At 42.8% G+C, this 20,646-nt stretch carries 20 protein-coding genes; 15 read left to right on the top strand and 5 right to left on the bottom strand.

Annotated features, from left to right (window positions below):
• The first annotated feature begins 96 nt into the window (after positions 1-96).
• Entirely contained in the window at positions 97-1,314 is a 1,218-nt protein-coding gene (locus tag F893_RS13755) for a multidrug effflux MFS transporter (RefSeq protein ID WP_005104040.1), read from the top strand.
• Positions 1,315-1,455: 141 nt separating this feature from the next.
• Here the strand turns inward: F893_RS13755 and F893_RS13750 are convergent, their stop codons facing one another.
• Both F893_RS13750 and F893_RS13745 read right to left on the bottom strand, forming a co-directional pair.
• On the bottom strand, positions 1,456-2,424 hold the full coding sequence (locus F893_RS13750; protein ID WP_081398964.1) for an IS30 family transposase: 969 nt from the start codon (positions 2,422-2,424) through the stop codon (positions 1,456-1,458).
• A gap of 101 nt (positions 2,425-2,525) precedes the next feature.
• The gene (locus F893_RS13745; RefSeq protein ID WP_005252634.1) at positions 2,526-3,188 is read right to left on the bottom strand and encodes a nitroreductase; all 663 of its coding nucleotides are present in this window, start codon (positions 3,186-3,188) and stop codon (positions 2,526-2,528) included.
• Between the two features lie 902 nt (positions 3,189-4,090).
• Between F893_RS13745 and gltS the strand changes: the two genes are divergently transcribed.
• Positions 4,091-5,329 carry a sodium/glutamate symporter gene (gene gltS, locus F893_RS13740; RefSeq protein ID WP_005104038.1) on the top strand — a complete coding sequence of 413 codons (1,239 nt, stop codon included), beginning with the start codon at positions 4,091-4,093 and terminating at the stop codon, positions 5,327-5,329.
• 45 nt (positions 5,330-5,374) lie between these two features.
• Complete coding sequence (locus F893_RS13735; protein ID WP_005252633.1) at positions 5,375-6,850, top strand: alanine/glycine:cation symporter family protein; 1,476 nt, start codon at positions 5,375-5,377, stop codon at positions 6,848-6,850.
• A 55-nt stretch (positions 6,851-6,905) separates the two neighbouring features.
• Here F893_RS13735 and chrA read toward each other — a convergent pair whose 3' ends face one another.
• Entirely contained in the window at positions 6,906-8,111 is a 1,206-nt protein-coding gene (chrA, locus tag F893_RS13730; protein ID WP_005252631.1) for a chromate efflux transporter, read from the bottom strand.
• Positions 8,112-8,235: 124 nt separating this feature from the next.
• Here chrA and F893_RS13725 point away from each other — a divergent pair, with 124 nt between their 5' ends.
• From F893_RS13725 to F893_RS13695, 8 genes are all read left to right on the top strand, one after another.
• Positions 8,236-9,240: a patatin-like phospholipase family protein gene (locus F893_RS13725; protein WP_004645821.1), complete on the top strand. Its 1,005-nt coding sequence runs from the start codon at positions 8,236-8,238 to the stop codon at positions 9,238-9,240.
• 339 nt (positions 9,241-9,579) lie between these two features.
• Positions 9,580-9,756, top strand: coding sequence for a hypothetical protein (locus tag F893_RS18140; RefSeq protein ID WP_005252628.1), 177 nt, complete (start codon positions 9,580-9,582; stop codon positions 9,754-9,756).
• Positions 9,757-10,096: 340 nt separating this feature from the next.
• On the top strand, positions 10,097-10,960 hold the full coding sequence (locus tag F893_RS13720; RefSeq protein ID WP_004679438.1) for an IS982 family transposase: 864 nt from the start codon (positions 10,097-10,099) through the stop codon (positions 10,958-10,960).
• A gap of 70 nt (positions 10,961-11,030) precedes the next feature.
• Positions 11,031-11,552, top strand: coding sequence for an acyl-CoA thioesterase (locus F893_RS13715; RefSeq protein WP_004280680.1), 522 nt, complete (start codon positions 11,031-11,033; stop codon positions 11,550-11,552).
• 150 nt (positions 11,553-11,702) lie between these two features.
• On the top strand, positions 11,703-12,266 hold the full coding sequence (locus F893_RS13710; protein WP_005104035.1) for a TetR/AcrR family transcriptional regulator: 564 nt from the start codon (positions 11,703-11,705) through the stop codon (positions 12,264-12,266).
• A 40-nt stretch (positions 12,267-12,306) separates the two neighbouring features.
• Positions 12,307-13,506 carry an MFS transporter gene (locus F893_RS13705; protein WP_005104033.1) on the top strand — a complete coding sequence of 400 codons (1,200 nt, stop codon included), beginning with the start codon at positions 12,307-12,309 and terminating at the stop codon, positions 13,504-13,506.
• 1 nt (position 13,507) lies between these two features.
• Positions 13,508-14,401, top strand: coding sequence for a LysR substrate-binding domain-containing protein (locus F893_RS13700; protein WP_005104032.1), 894 nt, complete (start codon positions 13,508-13,510; stop codon positions 14,399-14,401).
• Between the two features lie 131 nt (positions 14,402-14,532).
• Positions 14,533-15,147 (top strand): glutathione S-transferase family protein, encoded by a 615-nt coding sequence (locus F893_RS13695; protein WP_005104031.1) that lies wholly within the window; start codon positions 14,533-14,535, stop codon positions 15,145-15,147.
• 81 nt (positions 15,148-15,228) lie between these two features.
• Here the strand turns inward: F893_RS13695 and F893_RS13690 are convergent, their stop codons facing one another.
• Positions 15,229-16,833, bottom strand: a complete 1,605-nt coding sequence (locus tag F893_RS13690) for a bifunctional 3-(3-hydroxy-phenyl)propionate/3-hydroxycinnamic acid hydroxylase (RefSeq protein WP_005104029.1) — start codon at positions 16,831-16,833, stop codon at positions 15,229-15,231.
• 352 nt (positions 16,834-17,185) lie between these two features.
• The gene (locus F893_RS13685) at positions 17,186-17,419 is read right to left on the bottom strand and encodes a hypothetical protein (protein ID WP_005104028.1); all 234 of its coding nucleotides are present in this window, start codon (positions 17,417-17,419) and stop codon (positions 17,186-17,188) included.
• 391 nt (positions 17,420-17,810) lie between these two features.
• On the opposite strand from F893_RS13685, the gene F893_RS13680 reads away from it, so the two are divergent.
• The 4 genes from F893_RS13680 (at position 17,811) to F893_RS13665 (ending at position 20,584) form a co-directional block, all read left to right on the top strand.
• On the top strand, positions 17,811-18,818 hold the full coding sequence (locus F893_RS13680; protein ID WP_005104027.1) for a CobW family GTP-binding protein: 1,008 nt from the start codon (positions 17,811-17,813) through the stop codon (positions 18,816-18,818).
• Between the two features lie 101 nt (positions 18,819-18,919).
• On the top strand, positions 18,920-19,450 hold the full coding sequence (locus F893_RS13675; RefSeq protein WP_026055736.1) for a YaeQ family protein: 531 nt from the start codon (positions 18,920-18,922) through the stop codon (positions 19,448-19,450).
• An 85-nt stretch (positions 19,451-19,535) separates the two neighbouring features.
• Positions 19,536-20,159, top strand: a complete 624-nt coding sequence (locus tag F893_RS13670) for an MgtC/SapB family protein (protein WP_005106283.1) — start codon at positions 19,536-19,538, stop codon at positions 20,157-20,159.
• 86 nt (positions 20,160-20,245) lie between these two features.
• Positions 20,246-20,584: an FKBP-type peptidyl-prolyl cis-trans isomerase gene (locus F893_RS13665; RefSeq protein WP_005252621.1), complete on the top strand. Its 339-nt coding sequence runs from the start codon at positions 20,246-20,248 to the stop codon at positions 20,582-20,584.
• Positions 20,585-20,646 lie beyond the last annotated feature (62 nt).

Below are 20,646 nucleotides of genomic sequence, written 5' to 3'. Positions count from 1 at the left end.
GGCTAATGAAAATAGTATATTTATAAATCTTCATTTCAGGCTAAATCATACTATGCACTGTGTTAATTTGTCTGCATATTAGCGCTTTAAATCTTCATGCTTATGACAACAAATAAAATAGTACAACAACCTTATGCCATGTCCTGGATTGTGTTGCTGGCGACCTTAAGTGCACTCGGGCCTTTGTCCATTGATATGTATCTTTCGGCCTTACCGGCCATGGCAGCAGATTTTGGTGTCAGTACCCAAATGGTTTCCAATAGCCTGCCAGCTTATTTCTTCGGTCTGGCGATCGGACAACTGATTTATGGTCCGATCAGTGACCGGATTGGGCGTAAACCGCCACTATATTTTGGGCTATGCTTATACATTGTGGCAAGTTTGCTGTGTGTTTTTGCGCAGGATGAATGGAGCCTGATCGCTGCACGGATTCTGCAAGCTCTCGGTGGCTGTGTCGGGGTGGTCATGGCACGCGCTGCAATTCGTGATCGTCTGGATATGCATTCAGCAGCTCAGGCCTTTGCCAGCATGATGATTGTGACCGCAATTGCGCCAATCATTGCTCCAAGCTTGGGGGCTTGGGTATTGATGTTTTATGAATGGAACGTGATCTTCTTGGTGTTGATGGGCTGCGGTCTGTTGAGTCTGGCCTGTTTACACTTTCTTTTTAAAGAAACCCTGGAGCTAGAACGCCGTCTCAAGCTGAACTTTCAACAGGTTATAAGTTTGTACCGGTGCATTTTTCAGGATCCAAGCTTTCGACGTCCGCTCTATGCCGGCTGTTTTTCCGGTGCGGTGATGTTCTGTTATATCAGCGCTTCTTCGGCCATTCTGATGGATCGTTATCAACTGACCGAGCAGCAGTTTGCGTATGCCTTTGGTGCCAATGCCTTCGGGATCATGCTGTTTTCGACCTTGAATAAACGTCTGGCTGGGCGTTTCTCGATATTGCAGCGTCTGAAAATTGGCACCTGTCTGCAGTTTGCCGGTGTATTAGGGTTAATCTTGCTCGGCTGTCTGGATGTCGATTCTGTGCTCTGGGTGTTGTTAGGCATGTTTATTGTGGTGGCAGCCCTTGGGTTTACTGGTCCGAATGCCATGGCTTTAGCAATGGCTAAACAGGGCGAGCGGGCAGGAACTGCAAGTGCCATTATGGGCAGTATGCAATTTGTCTGTGGTTTATTGGGCGGTGTATTACTGAATTTTCTGATCTGGCATGCTTTACTGAATATGGCATTGATCATGCTGGTTTTTGTCGGTATTTCTGCTTGGGCGATTTTTAAAATCAACATGCCCAGCCTAAAAAATGCATAGATGCTGGCTGCCTCTCAGATAATAAAAATACTGGTCTGGACAGAGGGCTAAGCAAGTTGGCTTAGCCCTGCTTGCATCACTCATCGATAAACACGGCAAATTCTTCTACGGGAACGCGCGGGGTAATAAAGCTGGGCGAATTCAAACATGAGGTGCGACAGTTTGAAAAGTCTTATGATAATCAACAAGCTGAGCAAATTTCTCTAATGGTGTAAGCCAATCTAACGCTTTTCTAGGACGAGTATTCAGTGACATGGCAACTTGATTTAAATAATGCTGATCTGCCTGATTTAAATCAATCCCTTTAGGTAAATATTGCCTAATTAAACCATTCATATTTTCGCATGTGCCTTTTTGCCAGGGTGAATGTGGGTCACAGAAATATACATCTATGCCTAAATCTTCTTCAAGTATTTTATGTTCTGCCATCTCGCGTCCACGGTCATAGGTCAACGTTTTACGCAGTTCTGCAGGTAAATATTTCAGAGCTTCAGTTAAAGCCTTGCGCACTGATTCTGCCTTTGCATCAGGTAATGTTGCCAAGATACAGAGCCGTGTATTTCGTTCAATAAGTGTTGCTATCGAACTTTTATTGTCTTTACCTTTAATTAAATCAGCTTCCCAATGACCCGGTATTTTTCTTTCTTGAACTTCGGCTGGGCGCTCATGAATAGTTTTAATATCCTGTAATATAGAATCTTTTTTAGGTTCACCGTTAGCTTTTCGCTTTTTATTTTCATGACGCAGACAGGATAATAAGTCTTTTTTCAACTCACCCTTTGGTAATGCTCGTATCGTTGAATAAATCGTTGTATGGCTTACATTCATTGTTTGATCCAAATCAGGAAATGTCTTTAAACGCTTTGCTATTTGCTGAGGAGACCATAAACAACGGATCGCTTCAACAATAAATTTCCAGAGGATTGAATCGATTTTGAGTTTTCTGTGACCACGTCTACGTCTAGCGAAGGTGTTATCAGAAGCATATTGAGCTTGATAAACGTCATTGATGCTATTTCTTTTAAGCTCACGATAGATCGTACTAGGATGTCTTTTAATGAGTTCAGCAAATTTTCTGGCTGAAAAGCCTTCTTTTCTTGACTCAAGCATTAATGCAGTACGATCTTCAAAGTTAAGATGATGGTATGACAATTTTATATACTCCATAAACCCTTTAAATTAATTAGGTGGTTTATGTCGCACTTCAAGTTTTACTCTGCCCTGTTAATAATTTGCTCTGGGTCGGCATAACCCAGTGCCATACCGCAGACCAGCTCTTCATCATCGGGTGCGCCGACCAGATCAAGCACGATCGGGTGAAAGTGATTCCAGGCTGCCTGCGGGCAAGTGTCCAGACCGCGGGCTTTTGCTGCCAGCATAACATTCTGGATCATCATGGAAACATCCATTTTGGACCCAATCGCCAAAGACCGATGTACAGTAAAAAATAAGCCGACAGGGGCATCAAATAATTCAAAATTACGCAGCTGCTGACGCGCCATTTTTTCCTTTTCGCCTTTTTGAATATTCAGCAAGCCATATAAACCCCAGCCATTTTCACGACGACGTTCAATAAATGGCGAGATCCATTGTTCAGGATAGTAGGCGAAAGTTTCCTGATACTGCTGTGACAATGCAGGATTTGCATAGATTTGCATTTGTGCCTGACAGACACGTTGCACGAGTTCATCACGCTTTTTACCTGTTACCACATACACCTTCCAGGGTTGGGTATTGGTTCCTGAAGGTGCGCGGCTGGCCACCGCCAGAATCTCTTTTAAGGTGTCTGTACTAACGGGGGTATTTAAAAAAGCACGCACTGAATGGCGAGAAGTGATGGTGTGATCTACAGCATGAACAAGATTTTGATCCATTATGGGGTCCAGTCGAATATCCTTATTGAGTTTGCAATGACTATAAACTAAACAAACAGAACGGGGGATAGGAAAATTTAATTCTTCGCCAGCTGAAAAAACAATTTATCAGCAAAATGACTTGAATAATGAAATTTCGCATGCTTTTAGCTGAGCATAAATCGCCTCAGTGATAGCAATGGATTTAGTCATAAAGTTGGTCTTTGATTTAAAAAATGGCTTAAAACCCAAGTGCTTGAACCATTCAACAATAACAATTTCACACAGAGAACTGGTTTATTTTGACTGAAAATCAAGATAATTTAATTTCAAGATCCCTGTTTCATTTTGTGTCGAGTAAAAGATTAATATTTTTTTTGAATTAAAATATAGATTAATCTTCATATAAAAATGAGAATTTATAATTATTTTTTATAGGTAAATTAACTATTGCTAATAAAAAGAAATAAAACCTGATACGAAGAAACAGCATAATGTACGACTTTTCATCTTAATTCATGCATTTCGTGATTAAGATCTGTTTTAAATAACGCGATTCCAGATGGCTTGAATGAAGTCTTTAGGTTGAAAGCACTCATCAAGCACTGAATGTTTTTTTTGAGCTTAAAACACAGTTTTTTTACCAGCATGCGCATCTGTTTGAAAATTGTCTGCAATTTTACAACAGACTGAGTATCGGAATAGAAAAGGTGTTGCTTTTATAAATCTCTCATTTGTTGAATATGATCGTGATGATGATATTCATAAGTTTGAAAGAGATGATAAATCGGTTTGTTTTTCTAAAGGTGATAGATCAAATCAGGATATTTCCAGATGAACATCTAATGAGCGAGCTAGAAATCTAGCGCACTCCATAACTTTTAGAAAAATAAAAAATTCAAAATCATCTTGGGCAAAAAATTATGGATTTTACTTTTAACGCATTTTATACCTTGATTGCCGCAGTCATTGTTTTGTTACTCGGCCGATTCCTGGTTAATAAAATCGATTTTTTAAAGCGCTACAATATTCCTGAGCCGGTTGCAGGCGGTTTGGTTGCTGCGATTATCTCATTACTGGTGCATTCACTGTGGGGATACAGCATCACCACCAGTTCAGAGCTACAAACCAGTTTTATGCTGATCTTCTTTGCCTCGATCGGTCTGAGTGCCAACTTTTCCAAGTTGCGTGAAGGCGGTGTCGGTCTGGTAATTTTCCTGTTTGCTATATCGATTTTTATTGTTTTGCAAAATGCAGTCGGTATGAGTCTGGCAACACTGCTTGGTATTGACCCACTGATTGGCCTGATTGCAGGTTCAGTTACCTTAACCGGCGGTCATGGTACTGCGGGTGCATGGGGGGAGATTTTTGAAGTTGAACATGGCATTCAGGGTGCTTTGGCACTGGGTATGGCCAGTGCGACTTTCGGTCTGATCATCGGCGGGATCATTGGTGGACCTTTGGCCAAATTACTGATCAATCGTCATAACCTGGCTACTGCACGTACCGATCAGCAGATCGAAAAGCGTGACAATACACCAATGGATAGCACGACCAACGAATATGTACCGTTTGAATATCCGCATCAGGTGCGTTTAATTACCGCTGATAATGCAATCACGACCTTGGGCCTGTTCGCAGGCTGTTTGGCTTTTGCAGAGTTTATGACCGGTTTCAGTAAAGGTACTGCGTTTGAACTGCCAACATTTGTCTGGGCATTGGCGGGTGGTGTCATTCTGCGTAATGTACTGGAAGGTGTTTTCAAGGTTCAGATTTTCGATCGTGCGATTGATGTGTTCGGTAATGCTTCATTGTCGCTGTACTTGGCGATGGCATTGTTATCATTGAAATTATGGCAATTGGCTGACCTTGCAGGACCCCTGATGGTAATTCTGGGTGCGCAAACCATCACCATGGCTTTGTATGCAGCTTTCGTCACTTTCCGCCTCATGGGCAAAAACTATGATGCTGCAGTACTTGCAGCAGGTCATTGTGGTTTCGGTATGGGTGCAACGCCAACAGCGGTTGCCAATATGCAGGCGATTACCAATATGTATGGTGCATCGCATAAGGCCTTCCTGATTGTTCCATTATGTGGTGCGTTCTTTGTTGACTTAATCAATGCTACTGTTATTCAGATGATTTTGAAGTTTTTTGCATAATTTTTATGCCTGATACGATGAGTCATAGGCTCATAAGGATGTGACATGAATGATCAGTTAAATGAAACCTTACTCGGCTGGATTAATGCCCTGAATGGTCCTTTATGGGATTTTCTGGTGGTGTTTCTGGTCGCAGTCGGTATTTTCTACACGATCATGACCGGTGCAGTACAAATTCGTTTGTTCTGGCACAGCATGAAAGTCATGAAAAATAGCCGTGGCAAGGTTCAGGATACGCACGGCATTACTCCGTTTCAGGCTTTTGTCACCGGATTGGCAAGCCGGGTTGGTGTGGGCAATGTCGCAGGTGTTGCCATTGCGATTGCGATTGGTGGCCCCGGTGCCGTGTTCTGGATGTGGTTTACTGCCTTTTTGGGTATGAGTTCTGCTTTTGTTGAATCCTCTTTGGCACAGTTGTTTAAGGTGCGAGATAACAAAAACCAGCAATTCCGTGGTGGTCCAGCTTATTACATTACTCAAGGCCTGAAACAGAAATGGCTCGGGATTGTCTTTGCGATTGCATTGATCACGACTTATGGTTTTGTCTTCAATGCAGTTCAGGCCAATGCCATTACCGGAGCAACCTCTCATGCCTGGGGCTGGGATCAGGCGAACCTGATTCTGCCATTAGGCGGCCTGAATCTGGAAATTTCCTGGGTCGGATTGTTTCTGGTCTTGATGACTGCGGTGATCATTTTTGGCGGGATTAAACGGATTGCGAAAGTTGCGGAAAGCTTTGTGCCGTTTATGGCTGTGCTTTATCTGGCTGTGGCTTTGTATATTGCGGTCATCAATTACGATTTGCTCCCATCCATCTTCCAGCTCATTTTCAGTAAAGCCTTTGAATTTGAAGCCGCCGCTGGTGGATTCTTTGGCGCCATGGTATCTATGGCGATGATGATGGGCATCAAGCGTGGTCTGTTCTCTAACGAGGCAGGGATGGGTTCGGCACCGAATGCTGCTGCAGCTTCCGATGTCAAACATCCGGTCAACCAGGGTCTGGTACAGATGCTCGGAGTATTTGTAGATACCTTTGTGGTGTGTTCATGTACCGCGATTATTATTCTGGTTTCGGGTCTGTATGAAAATGCAGGATTTGAAGGCGTGACCTTGACCCAGATGGCGCTTGAAAGCCAGATTGGTGCTTGGGGTGATGACTTCCTGGCTTTGATTCTGTTCCTGTTTGCCTATTCTTCGATTATTGGTAACTATGCCTATGCCGAAGGAAACGTCCAGTTCATCAATAACAATAGCCGGGTGATGTTGATTTTCCGCTTATTTGTATTGGTCATGGTGTATTTCGGTTCTATCGCCAGTGTGCCATTGATCTGGAATATGGCAGATCTGTTCATGGGTGTCATGGCAAGCATCAACCTGATCGCAATCCTGTTGCTGATGCCATTCTTGCTGATGCTACTTCGCGACTATACTGGTCAGTTGAAGCGTGGTGTGAAAGAGCCTGAATTTAAACTGGATAACCATCCTAAATTTAAAGACAAGGTCAAATCAGATATCTGGTAAGACTTGAAGCAAAAAGCCCCGATCATTCGGGGCTTTTTTTGTGCCAAAGTTTTATTTAAAAGAAATTTAAATAACTTTGATAAAGCACAAAGCCTAAAATCAGGCTGAACCAGACCGGTAGTTTTGAGCGTAGCAGAGCAATCATCACCGCGACAAAGACCAGGTCGGAGCCATAACTAAAATAACGTTGTGAAAGATCCAGCAATAAATACAGTAACAGTCCCACTACCGCAGCATTGATGCCCATCACCGCCTGATGAATATGGCGCTGCTGCATCAACCATGACCAGTAAGGCAAGGTGGCAAAAATCAGAAAAAATGAAGGTAAAAATATTGTGCAGGTCGCTAGCACTGCATTCAGCCAGACATAAGGCGTCCAAGGCAGTAAAGCACCGATATAACTGGCAAAACTGAATAAAGGTCCCGGCATCAGTTGGGTAAAGGCATAGCCAAGATCAAAAGATTGCGCACTCACCAAACCGGTTGTGACAAAGTCCTGATGTAACAAAGGCAGAATCACATGACCGCCACCAAACACCAGCGAGCCAGTCTGATAGAAATTGGAAAAAAATTGCAGCTCCGATTCACCCCATAATTTGCCTGCTAAGGGCAGCAGCAAAAATGGCAAGATAAATGCTAGCAGCCAATAGGGTGCAGCGGCAGATCGAATATATGGCGAGCTGATTGCCGTTTTGTTAATTTCTTTGGGTTTCGAATCTGATTGGGAAAAATATCCAGCCAAGAGTCCACAGATTGCGCCCAGTATAATGACCAGAATCTGGTTAAAACTTACTGAAACGACTATCAGTAATGCGACAGAGAGGATTAAGACAGCGTATTGCCAAACCGTTTTACAGAAGCTTCTCAGCATTTGCCAGAATGCCCAGGCGATTACAGAAAATACAATTAACTGGATGGTATGAAAGCTGTTTGAGTTTAAAATATGAAAATAGCTTTGACCCAAGAGCGCCACCAAGGTCATCAGAATCATTGAGGGCAGGGTAAAACCCAACCATGCGATCACGGCACCAGTATAGCCCCGTTGCAGATAACCGATCGACAGTCCCACCTGACTGCTGCTCGGCCCGGGTAAAAGTTGCGCCAAAGCGACCAGTTGACTGTACTGGGTGTCATTCAACCATTGCAGTTGGGTCACAAATTTTCGGTGAAAAAACACCAGATGCGCCGCTGGACCACCAAATGAAATGCAGCCCAGTTGCAGGAAAATCAGGAAAATCCGATACAGTGAGATTGAAGACATACAGTTATGGGGAAAAATGAAGGTAAAGTAGCTGAACTGTATGACAGTTTTACGAAATTCTACAGACTATTTATGCATGTGTTTATACACTATGCTGCTTTAGATTAATGAGGACATTCTCTGCATGCAGAAATATGTGTTGAGTATGGTGATACTGGGTACATTTGGCCTAAGTGCTTGCCAAACGACCCCAATGACAGCGCAAGCGGCGACCAGTCATCTACAACCTGCTGCACAACGCGGAGAAGCTCAGGCACGTCCAAATCAAATTGATTTTCAAAAGATCAAGCAAACCCAACAGCGTCCGGTAGTTGCTTTAGTCCTAGGCAGTGGCGGTGCGCGTGGTTATGCGCATATTGGTGCGCTGGAAGTACTGGAACAGGCGGGTATTCAACCAGATTTTATTGTTGGAACTAGTGCGGGCAGTATTGTGGGCTCCATTTATGCAAGTGGCAAACCGGCGATTGAACTGCGCAATATTGCTCTCAGCATGCGACCGAATGATGTCCGTGATATCAAACTGGCCAGAAAAGGCTTTTTTGATGGCAAAAAAGTTGAGGACTATGTCAATTTGCAGGTCGATCAAACCCCGCTTGAAGCCATGAAAATCCCGATGTTTGTGGTAGCAACCGCGCTGAAAGAAGGCAAGAAAGTCGTCTTTAACTATGGCAATACCGGACAGGCGGTACGTGCTTCAGTCTCGATTCCGAGTATGTTCATTCCGACCATCATTCAAGGTAAAGAATATGTAGATGGTGGTCTAGTCAGTCCGGTGCCGGTCGATGTGGCACGTGAGTTGGGAGCCGACATTGTGATTGCGGTAGATATTCTGGCACAACCCATTCACACGGAAACCAGCAATGTCTGGGGACTGTTTAACCAGAACATCAATATTATGCAGCAACATCTGGCGCATGAAGAATTAAAGCATGCAGATGTGGTGATTCAGCCGGATTTACGCGAAAAAGGCCATATCTTTGATGTCCGTGGCAGGGAGCTCACCATGCAGGCTGGTGCCGAGGCGACCCAGTTAAAGTTGATGGAAATTTCACAAGCCTACCAAAAACATGATTATGCTCAAGGACATCGCATTCCACAGTTTGTGGTACATGAACATCAAGCTCAATAAATCTTTTTTTTGAAATTTCTGTTTATCCCTATATCGCAGTATAGGGATATTCACTCAAAAGGATAACGGATCATCGGCTGTAACGCTTAACTGATTGTTATAAAAGATAAGATGATTGCCTATGTGTATCAGTCAGTCGGAATTATCGCAAAAGATAAAATTAATTTTAAATATAACAAATTGAATTATAAGTATATTGTTTTAAATAATAAGCCTTATTCGTCTTAAATTAAAATTTTAATATTATTATTCGTATACTTAAGTTGATCAAATATTCAAAAGCATCGATGTTCATGCCAGAATGCAGTTTGAAAAGATCACTACACAGATGTAGACATCATGATGCATATTAAAATTGGACAGCTGGTCAAACTGGCACAATTCGAACACTATATTTTTACAGTGACCGCGACCCATCAGGATGGTTCTTTTACCGTTGAAACGACCTTGGATGGTCAACAAATTTTAAGTTATCAGAACCTGGCGCAGGAAATGCTCAGGCCAGTGATGCTTTAAATCACGCAGAGCCTTTTTATTTTCCTGAATTATTTTTGTTCAGCGCTTAAAACAGTGAAAAATTCTCAGTTGCTGTGTGATCAACCCCAGATAAATAAGTGTTGATTTATTGGCACTTAACTTTGTAACTGAGATTTTAAGCAATTAAATATATTTTTTTCTGTATGAATACATTTTCTATATCAATAATTGTGATGCTTCATTTGCCGAATTGAACATTTTATTCATGTTAAAAACGCTATAATAACCTGAGTTCGATATAAAAAAAGAGTAGAAAAAAAGCCCTGTTTTTGTAACATATTGGTTCTCAAGACAAAATGTTATAAAACAAGGCTTCTCAATGGATCATATTACCGAATTATTTTGTATTTTGGATGATTTCTGCAAAAAATTTAATGAATCTTTAGAGAAAGCTTTAATTTCTAATCAAAAAACCAGGTTGAAAAAGTCAGCTTTAAGCTTGTCTGAAGCAATGACCATTGTCATTTTATTTCATCAATCCGGTTTTAGATTCTTCAAATATTTTTATTGCCAAATGATCGTTCCATTCTGGAAATCTGCTTTTCCTAAACTGCTTAGCTACAACCGATTTATTGAAATCATGCCCCGTTGTTTGCAAGCTCTGAGTAGTTTCTTCCATCAGGTGAAAGGAAAAGATACGGGAATCAGTATCATTGACTCCACTAAATTGGTAGTTTGCCATAATCTTCGGATTAAAAGGCATCGTGTATTTAAAGGCTTGGCCGGTCGTGGAAAAAGTAGTACGGGTTGGTTTTATGGTTTTAAATTACATCTCGTTATCAATAATTTAGGTGAAATTATTAATCTCAAGCTGACATCGGGAAATGTTCATGATGTTGCTATATTAGAATCTTTAACTCAAGAATTAAAAGGGATCCTACTCGGAGACAAAGGCTATTTGAGCAAAGCAAAAGCCGAAGCTTTAGCAGCAAGAGGACTGAAAATATTGACCCCATCACGTCGGAATATGAAAAATAAACCCATCCAAACTGAAGAAGAAAAACAATTACTTTGCAGAAGAGGATTGATCGAAACAGTGAATGATCAATTAAAAAATTTACATCAACTTGAACATTCACGTCATCGTTCGGTAAATAACTTCATGGTGAATATCATGGCTGCTGTAGTGGCTTATTGTTTGAACCCCAATAAGCCAACTTTCCAAAATATGCTAAAAGGTTAAGTGGATTTCATCGAACTCAGGTTATAATAATAAACGATAACCTTGTCATTCAAAGAGTTCAAAGAAAACGATGGCCCCTTTAGATCAAATTGCAGCAGTGTCGGATGACCAGTCAGAGTTAACGATGTCAGTTCTCATGACGCCAGATATGGCAAATTTTTCAGGAAATGTTCATGGTGGAACCATTCTGAAATTATTGGATCAGGTGGCGTATGCGTGTGCAAGTCGCTATTCGGGTAGTTATGTCGTGACCTTATCTGTAGACAAGGTGAATTTTAAAGAGCCGATTCACGTTGGTGAGCTGGTTACCTTTCTGGCCAGTGTGAATCATGTTGGCCGTACTTCAATGGAAATCGGGATTCGTGTAGAAGCCCAGAATATTCAAAAGAGAACGGTACGTCATACCAATAGCTGTTATTTCACCATGGTTGCGGTGGATGAAAATGGTAAACCAAAACAGATTCCAGCTTTGAACCTGGACAATGACTGGAAACGTTGCCGTTTTGAAGCAGCAGAACAGCGTAAAGTCGCGCGTTTGCAAGAAAATCATCATCCTTCATGCAGCATTTATAAAAAGACTGCACAGAGTTAAGTTAAATCGTGATTGAGAAAAGACCTTCATATGAAGGTCTTTTTTTTGCATCAATTTCAGTTTTTCACTGGAGCTTTGTTATTTTTTACCCTAATATAAAACGATACGTATCGTTTCGATTTTTAGATCTTAAAAGTTAAGTAGAAAAATATGAGCAGTGACGAAAAAAGTTCCCGACGACAGCAGTGCATTTTACAGGCGGTCGCAGATGCGCTGGCAGAATGTGAATATCATCAGCTGACGATTGAAGATGTAGCGGCACGTGCCGGTGTTGGCAAGTCCACGATTTATCGATGGTGGAAACATAAATCGGAACTGGTGCTGTACACTTTCAAACAGCATACAGCTTCGGTATTTGAGCTGGATACCTCTAAAAGCCTGAAAAGCAATCTCATTCAACAACTCGGTTCTTTATCTCAAGCGCTGAATCATCCGGTCGGTCGGGCTTTGCTGGTAGTGATTGCCAATCACCGCGAACTGGCAGGTGAGTTCTTTCAGCAATATCTCTTGCCACGTCGGCAACAGACCCATCAACTGATTCAGCAAGCGATTGAACGGGGAGAAATCCGCGCTGATTATCCTTTTGATTTGATGCTGGATACCTTATACGGCCCGATTCATTACCAGATCATTTTTTTCAACCGGATTCCAGATGAACACTATATCCAGAATCTGGTCGAGTTGGCCTTGCATCCGGTCACTGTTCAAGCCTGAGTTTGTGCTATTTCCCTACAAATTTTAAGAGTTGGTGATTATGTCAGTTAGCGCTGAGCGGTTATGGAATCGCTCATTTATCTTGTGCTTATTCAATAATTTTTTCCTGTTTGTTTATTATTTTGCCTTACTGACCATCTTGCCGATTTACATCATGAAAGATCTGGGCGGTTCGGTAAAAGAAGCGGGTCTGGCGCTGACGCTATTTTTGGCCTCTTCGATTGCGGTTCGGCCATTTTCCGGCATGATCATCGAAAAGCTCGGCAAGAAAATCTCGATGCGCGGTGCAGGCGTGATTTTTGCCTTATTTTCCTTTAGTTATTTGCTGGTAGATAGCATGTGGTCGCTGTTGCTGGTGCGTTTTTTACATGGTATCTGGTTCAGTATTCTGACCACGGTGGCAGTACCCGTCGCTAATGAATTTATTCCTGAACAGCGCAAAGGTGAGGGCATGGGCTATTTCGTCATGTCGACCAATCTGGGTGTGGTTTTTGGGCCCTTGCTGGCATTGACCGTAATTCAGTTCACCAGCTTCAAAGTCTTATTTGGCATTCTTGCCGTTATCATTTCTTTGGGGCTCATTTTCTGTTGGATGCTCAAAATCACAGAGTTACCAAAACCTGAAGCTATAAGCACAGAAAAAACCAGCTTGAGCTTGCAGGATATTCTGGAAGTCAAAGTTCTGGCGGTAAGTTTTGTGGCTTTACTAACCGCTTTTGCCTACTCGGGCATCATGAGTTTTATTACTGCATTTAGTGAAACCAAGCAGCTTTTGGGCTATACCAGCGTATTCTTTATTGTATTTGCAGCATCCATGTTGCTGGTCAGACCTTGGGTTGGAAAGATTTATGACCGTAAGGGACCCAGTGCGGTGATTTATCCTTCATTTATTTTCTTTGCCATTGGTCTGGTGATTGTCAGTCTGATTTCCAATCAATGGATATTATGGTTGTCGGCAGTGTTTATTGGCATCGGTTATGGTTCACTATTCCCATGTTTGCAGACCTTGGCCATTCAGTCGGTCGACAAACAGCGTATGGGACATGCGATTTCAACCTTCTTTACCCTGTTTGATCTGGGTTTAGCGATCGGTTCCGTGGCAATGGGAGTATTGATTGCCTATTGGGGCTTTGAAACTACTTATGTTTTGAGTGCCGCACTCGTCATTGTGACGATATTGGTTTATCGTCAGTATGTTGCCAAAAAGCAAAATAAGCGCCCGGCAAGTTTGGAGTTATAAAATGGAATTAAGGCATTTACGTTATTTCGTTACGGTGGCGCAGGAACTGAACTTTACCCGTGCCGCGGAAAAATTAAATACGGTACAGCCTTCATTGAGCCAGCAAATCAAGGATCTGGAACGTGAGGTTGGCGTACAGTTGCTAGAGCGGAATAACCGTAAGGTCGGGCTAACTGAAGCTGGACAGGCGTTTTTAAAAGAAGCTTTACTGAGTCTTGAGCATGCAGAGCGCGCCATTCAGACTGCCAGACAGATCGCCAATGCGCAGCAGGACCAGCTGAATATCGGTTTTGTCCCGGTCGCGGAAATGAAAGTCTTTCCTTATATCATGCCGAATATCCGCGCGCATTTTCCTGAACTGAAAGCACAGTTTCACAGTCTGACCGATGCAGAACAGTTTAGTGCTTTAAGAAATGGACAGATTGACATTGCCTTTACCCGATATCCAGGGCAGTTGAGTGAGTTTGATTCGATCCGCATTTTTGATGAGCCTCTAACCCTGATCGTGCCGAAAGATTCCCCGGCTGCGGCCTTGTCCTATGTCAGTATCAAGAGTTTTGAAAATCAGGACTTTGTGATTAGTGGTGAGCAGTCCTCACCGCAACTGCATAAGCTGATTCAGGATTTTTTTAAACAGTCCAAATTAAAAGTGAATGTGGTGCAGTATTCCACCAATATTCTGCTCAATGTCAATCTGGTGGGAATGGGCGTGGGCTGGAGTCTGGTGCCAGCCTATGTGATTCCATTGCTCGGCGATAATATTGTGGTGAAAAAGACCCTAGAACCGTTACCGATGATTGGACTGTATGCCAATTATCGCAAGGATCAAAAACATGTGGTGATTGATCTGATTTTGAAAGTATTAAAAGAAAAGTTTTGTGTGGATCTTTTTTAATATTTAAACCTTCAATCTGCCCATCTAAAAAGCCGTGCGACAGAAATGATCTGTAGCACATCCTTTTAAATCGGGACTGCAAATCACTTTATACTGAACCTCTAACAATAAAAACCGGTTGAAGCAGGATGATGAAGCTCTATAACAACCCACAATCACGTGGCTTGACCTTGTTGCCTTTGCTGAAAGAATTGCAGATTGAAGATCAGATTGAGCAGGTGGAAGTTGCCTATGAGCATATGCATCAGCAGGCGTATACACGGATCAATCCGATGGGAAAAGTTCCCTGTCTGGTGGATCAAGGCGTCATTATTTCAGAAATGGCCGCCATTTTTATCTATCTGGCAGATAAATATCGTGACAAAGGATTGGCACCTGCTTTGGATGATCCGAAGCGTGGGGCGTATTTAAAATGGATGTTTTTCTGTCATGGACCCTTCACCGAATATATCGATATAAAAAATTTGCAGGTGTCGCCAGAAAATATTGAAAAGAACCGGAGAAGTTTAAGTTTTGGGAATGAAGTAGCCGTATTTGATTTTCTGCAACAGGGCATCGGGCAGGCTAGTCCTTATCTGTTGGGTGAAAAAGTCTCGGCGGCGGATCTCTATGTGGCTTACTGTTTGATCTTCGCCATATCTGCGAAAATTTTACCGCCATTTGACGAGTTCAGGCCCTTCCTGCAGCAGATGGCTCGCCGTGATTCCCTGAAAGATATTCCGTGGTTTCAGGAATACCGAGTCTAATTCCTCGGTCTATATATTGTCCGGGATATCTAAAAACAATAAAAAAACCACGCCGAAGCGTGGTGAAAGGTGACCCTAATATTATTTCAGGTAAAGCTTTTTAAACAGTTGCTGGCTGGTGCTTTCCATCGATTGAGGAATGGCCAGGGCAGCCACGAAACGGTCAGGACGTAAGATCACAACGGATTCAGACGTGTTGCCAAACCACGAGCGGATATCTGTGCCGATATCACCAATAGTGATGACATCTTCATACTCTTTGCGCTGGTTATTTTGCAATTGCACCGCAGGAATTACCTGGATGAATTTCACGCCGAGCGATTTCCACTGTTGCAACGTCTCCGGACTAAGACCCCATTTCGGATCAACACCCCAGGCAATAATCGCAAAATCATTGCCGATCACTTCATCCAGTAATACGGTTTCACCCGAAGCCAGTTGAACTTGAGGCTGGATAAACATCTTACCGACTGGAGAGTTCTTGGCTCCGTTACTCAAAAGTGCGCCGTCATGATATTTTGGCATTGGCTTGAAACGCATTTCCAGCAGGTACTGTTTGATCGGCTTGATGTAGTTCAGGGCATAGGCAATACCATCACGAACAAAACCTTGCCATTTTTTCGGTGGTGCCAGTACGTGACCTGCCATCACCGACAGGTCAATCATCGCCTTGGCATGGTCTTTACGTTCGATCTGATACGAATCTAAAAGTGCTGGGCCAGCTTTGCCTTGAACAACCAGCGCCATTTTCCAGGCCAAGTTAAAGGCATCACGCATACCGCTGTTATAGCCCTGACCTTGCCATACCGGCATAATGTGCGCAGCATCACCGGCAAGCAAAATACGGTCGACACGGAACTTGTCCGCAATACGGGCATTATGAGTATAGACACGCTGACGGATCACTTCAATACCATCCGTGCTTGGTAACACCTTGGACAGAAGTTTGGCAATATTTTCCGGTTTGCTCAGTTCTTCCTGCGTTTCACCCGGCATAACCATAAATTCAAACCGGCGAATACCATGTGGCAATGCGGCTGATACATAAGGACGTACAGGATCACAACATAAGTAAATATGCGGTGTAGCCAGCGGGTCATTCTCAAGGTCGATCACGATCCATTGATTCGGTGCGGTTTCACCTTCAAAGGCAATGCCCAGGTTGCGGCGCACATAAGAATTACCGCCATCACAAGCAATCAGGTATTGAGCGCGGATGGTTTCTGCATCGCCCTCTTTATTTTGCAGGTTAAGTGTTACGCCGTCAGCATCTTGACTAAACTGGGTCAATTGACGAGAAAACAGCACTTGGGTGTTTTTATATTGCTTTAAGCCTTGCAGCAGAACGTTATCGACTTGTGGCTGAATAAAGGCATTACGGCGCGAGAAACCAAACTCACGTGTTAAAGGTTGAATATCAGCAAAACAGCGACCTTTAGGCGTTAAGAAGCGCATCGCATGATTCGGGGTGGTATGCGGTAAGACTTGATCGACTAAACCCAAAGATTGAATGGTACGCAAGGATTCATCATCGATTCCAATCGCACGTGGATAATCAATCAAACTATCCAGTTGCTCGACAATCGTGACAGCTACGCCTTGCTTGCTCAGATAGTTGGCAATGGTTAAGCCGACAGGGCCGGCGCCGAGAATTGCCACTTCAGTAGTGTAATTAGTATTGCTCATAGCGAATGTCCATTCAATCGACTTGCATTTGATGCTATTAAGGGACAGTGAGAAGCCAGAAACAAGTTAGGCGATAGTAGCTGAAGTATATGGATAATATTGGATTGAAATGGGTGTTTTTTAAATAAGAAATTGATTTTAAATATAAAAATAATAAAAGCTTAATAGCCAGTATTAATTCTATGATCAGTTTTGACTATGGTGATAAATGGATTTTGCGCAATAAAAATGCTGAACCAGCATCAAGCATGATTCAGCATCGAATAAGATCGGGGCAGTATAGGACAAAGCCTACTGGAGAATTACTGTCCCTGATATCTTCATTGAAGGATTAAACGAGTCGTTCAATCACTTAACGTACAGCAGGTTTTGCAGGGGGCGTGCTTTCCGCAGCAGCTTCAGAGGCAGCAGGCTGCTCTGCAGATGCGCCTGCAACTGGAGCATTTGATTCAGGTAATTCCTGAGTAGTCACAATCACTTTTTCTTCTGCAGTGGTGGTTTTCGCATCTGTGGTTTTGCTGTCAGCAAAACTGGTGGCTGCAGCAGCAGTAAGCGTAGTGGCAAGTAAGATTTGTGCATATTTCATTTTTGGCATCCTTTTATTCATGTCATGTAATCTGCTGAACTGACCATCACATCAATTCGACAGATGCCCATCCTAAGCACAGGAATTTTACTGAGCAAATCAATTAACAAAAGCGACACGCAGGGAATAACTGAGCAGATACAAAACTGAGAAAGTTGTTTTATTTCTGTTAATTATGCAGAGTTTTATTTAATGAAAGTGTGTATGAATATTTCAAAAATCAAATTTGAAATAAAAGTTAACATAGAAAATTGATAATTTTGGATCATTCCATTAATTTTTATCTCTGTGATTTTCACATCGTGTTTGCGAAGAACACGCATTTTAAAGTCACACTGTGCTTTATAATGCAGAGTATTGCTATTTCTATTCAATCTCTTGAGAGTCGATTTTGAAAATTCTGTCAGCGTCGCAGGCTATTCCTGTCCATATCATTTCCGGATTTTTGGGTGCAGGTAAAACCACACTACTCAAACATTTATTACAGCAAAAACCGGAACAGGAAATCTGGGCTGTGCTAATGAATGAATTCGGCCAGATTGGGGTAGACCAGCAGTTATTGCCGCAAGATCAGGGTTATGCGGTCAAAGAGCTGTTGGGTGGTTGTCTATGTTGCAGTAGCCAGTTACCGATGCAGATTGCCTTGTCACGCCTGCTGTCAGAAGTGAAACCGGATCGTCTGTTTATCGAACCTACCGGACTGGGGCATCCTGGCCAATTACTGGAACAGCTGACCGAACCGCACTGGCAGAGTCATTTAAACATGCAGGCATTGGTCACGGTGGTAGATGGTTCACGTTTGCATGATCGAGACTGGACTCAGCAAAACCTGTACGCAGACCAACTCAAGGCAGCGCATATTGTGGTGATTTCACATACTGACTTGATGACAACCGCAGACCACGCAGCACTCACGCAACTTCAGACAGAATATCAACCTTATGCCCAACAGTGGTTGTTCACCGAGCATGGACAACTCGATATCGAACTGATCAAGCAGGACTATCGGGGTTCCGCCCGTCAGATTCAGCCTTTGTTAAAACAGCAACAGACCACCCGTTCAGCAGATACGCCCTTAGTGATTCAGCAAATGCCTTATCATTATGTAGAAAGCGCGCAGGGTTATCAGGTTGCGGGCTGGAAATTGCCAAAACGCTGGCAATTCAATTTTTATGATCTGCTGGATCTGCTCTGTGAACAAAAAGACTGGCTCAGAATCAAGGGAATTTTTAATACGGATCAAGGCTGGAAAAGCTTTAATTTTAATCCTGAGCAGTTTAATTATCAGTCGGCAGATGAAGGCATTGATAACCGGGTAGAAGTGATTTATCAACAGTCACGGGATTGGCTGGCCTTTGAAACTGCCCTGATGCAATGTCGTATGGATCCAGAGAAATAATGGTACTGTTTCTAGTGCGCTGAATGAATTATTGGCCTAAATCTGTTCAGCAAAATAGCGCTAAATCTTATATGCTAGGCGCCAAATTTGAGGATTATGTGATGGCGTTAAAAGCGACGATTTATAAGGTTGATTTGAATATTGCGGATATGGATACGCATCGTTATGAGGATTATCAGCTGACGATGGCGCTGCATCCTTCAGAAACCATTGAACGCTTGATGGTGCGTATTCTGGCCTATGCACGCTATGCCGATGAAGCACTGGAATTTACCAAGGATCTGTTTGAAACCGATGAACCGGCACTCTGGGAAAAGGATCTGACCGGGCAACTGGTCAAATGGATTGAAGTCGGTAGCCCGGACGAAGATAAAGTCAAAAAGGCCAGTGCGCGTTGCAAGCAGGTCGCAGTCGTCACCTATGGTTCTGCGGTGGATGAATGGTATAAGCGCAGCAGCAAATTAAAAATCTTAAAAAATGTGGAAGTGTGGAAGTTATCTACCGCAACCACCGACGCATTGCCACAGTTATGCGAACGCACCATGCAGTTACAGCTCAATGTGATGGATGGTGAATGGACCTTGATTGGCGATCAGGGCCAGGTGCTGGTGGAGTGGGAACAGTTACAATAAGGCCAAATAAGGATGCAAGTCTGGACTTGTATCCTGTAGCTCAAATTGCGTATATCTGAGGAATAAGAATACGCAGGGTTGCACCATGTACCATGAACTTTATGATTTACTGCTAGCTGTCGCGATCGGCGCAATTATTGGTGCAGAGCGTGAGTATCACAGTAAATCTGCCGGACTGCGTACCATGATTATGGTCAGTCTGAGTTCCTGTTTATTTACCATTATTTCCCTGAAAATAGGCGTGGCCAATCCTGACCGGCTGGCCGCCAATGTCTTGACTGGACTAGGTTTTCTAGGTGCTGGTGTTATCCTGAAAGATGATAACCGTATTTCTGGAATTACCACCGCGACCACCATCTGGATGACAGCCGCACTCGGCATGGCGGTCGGTGCAGGCTATGAACTCTTAAGTATTTGGGCTACTTTTATTGTCATGGTGGTGCTGGTTCTATTGATGTATGTACAGCGCGGCATCGAATCTCTGAATCAGGAACGCAATTATGAAATTGTCTGTCCATTTGATGAAAATGATTCCAATCACTACGAAATGCTATTTAAGCGTTACAAGCTAAAAGTGGTGCATTCCTCACAAAAAAAAGTCGATCAACAGATTGTCGGACGCTGGATCCTGATGGGATCGGCCAAGAATCATCAAGAATTAACCCAGTATTTACTCAATGATAAGAATATTCAGGAACTCAGCTTTTAACCCATCAATGACCCAGACTTAAAAAAACAGAGCAATCCGGTTTATACTGAGCTTTGAAATTTTATGCTCCTCTCAGGTAAATAACCATGATCAACGAACTTGAAATTATTGATTTAAAAGTAGGTGAAGGTAAAGAAGCGGTGAAAGGTGCCTTAATTACCACGCACTATACTGGCTGGCTGGAAGATGGAACCAAGTTTGATTCTTCTATTGACCGTGGTAATTATTTTGAAACCGTCATTGGCACAGGTCGTGTAATCAAAGGCTGGGATCAGGGGATTCTGGGAATGAAAGTTGGCGGTAAGCGTAAACTGATGGTGCCTGCACATTTGGCCTATGGCGAACGTAAAATGGGTAAAGTCATTCCAGCCAATTCTAACCTGATTTTTGAAATTGAACTGTTTGAGGTAAAAACACGTGATTAAAATGATTTAACTTTCTGAATATAAGTTATATTTTTTATTAAAATATGTACGGTGATTCCGGT

Source organism: Acinetobacter sp. CIP 102136 (genome assembly GCF_000369685.1).
In the GTDB taxonomy this organism is placed as follows: Bacteria; Pseudomonadota; Gammaproteobacteria; order Pseudomonadales; family Moraxellaceae; genus Acinetobacter; species Acinetobacter fasciculus.
Note: the sequence above shows the minus strand (reverse complement) of the source record. Positions and strands in the feature narration are given on the sequence as shown.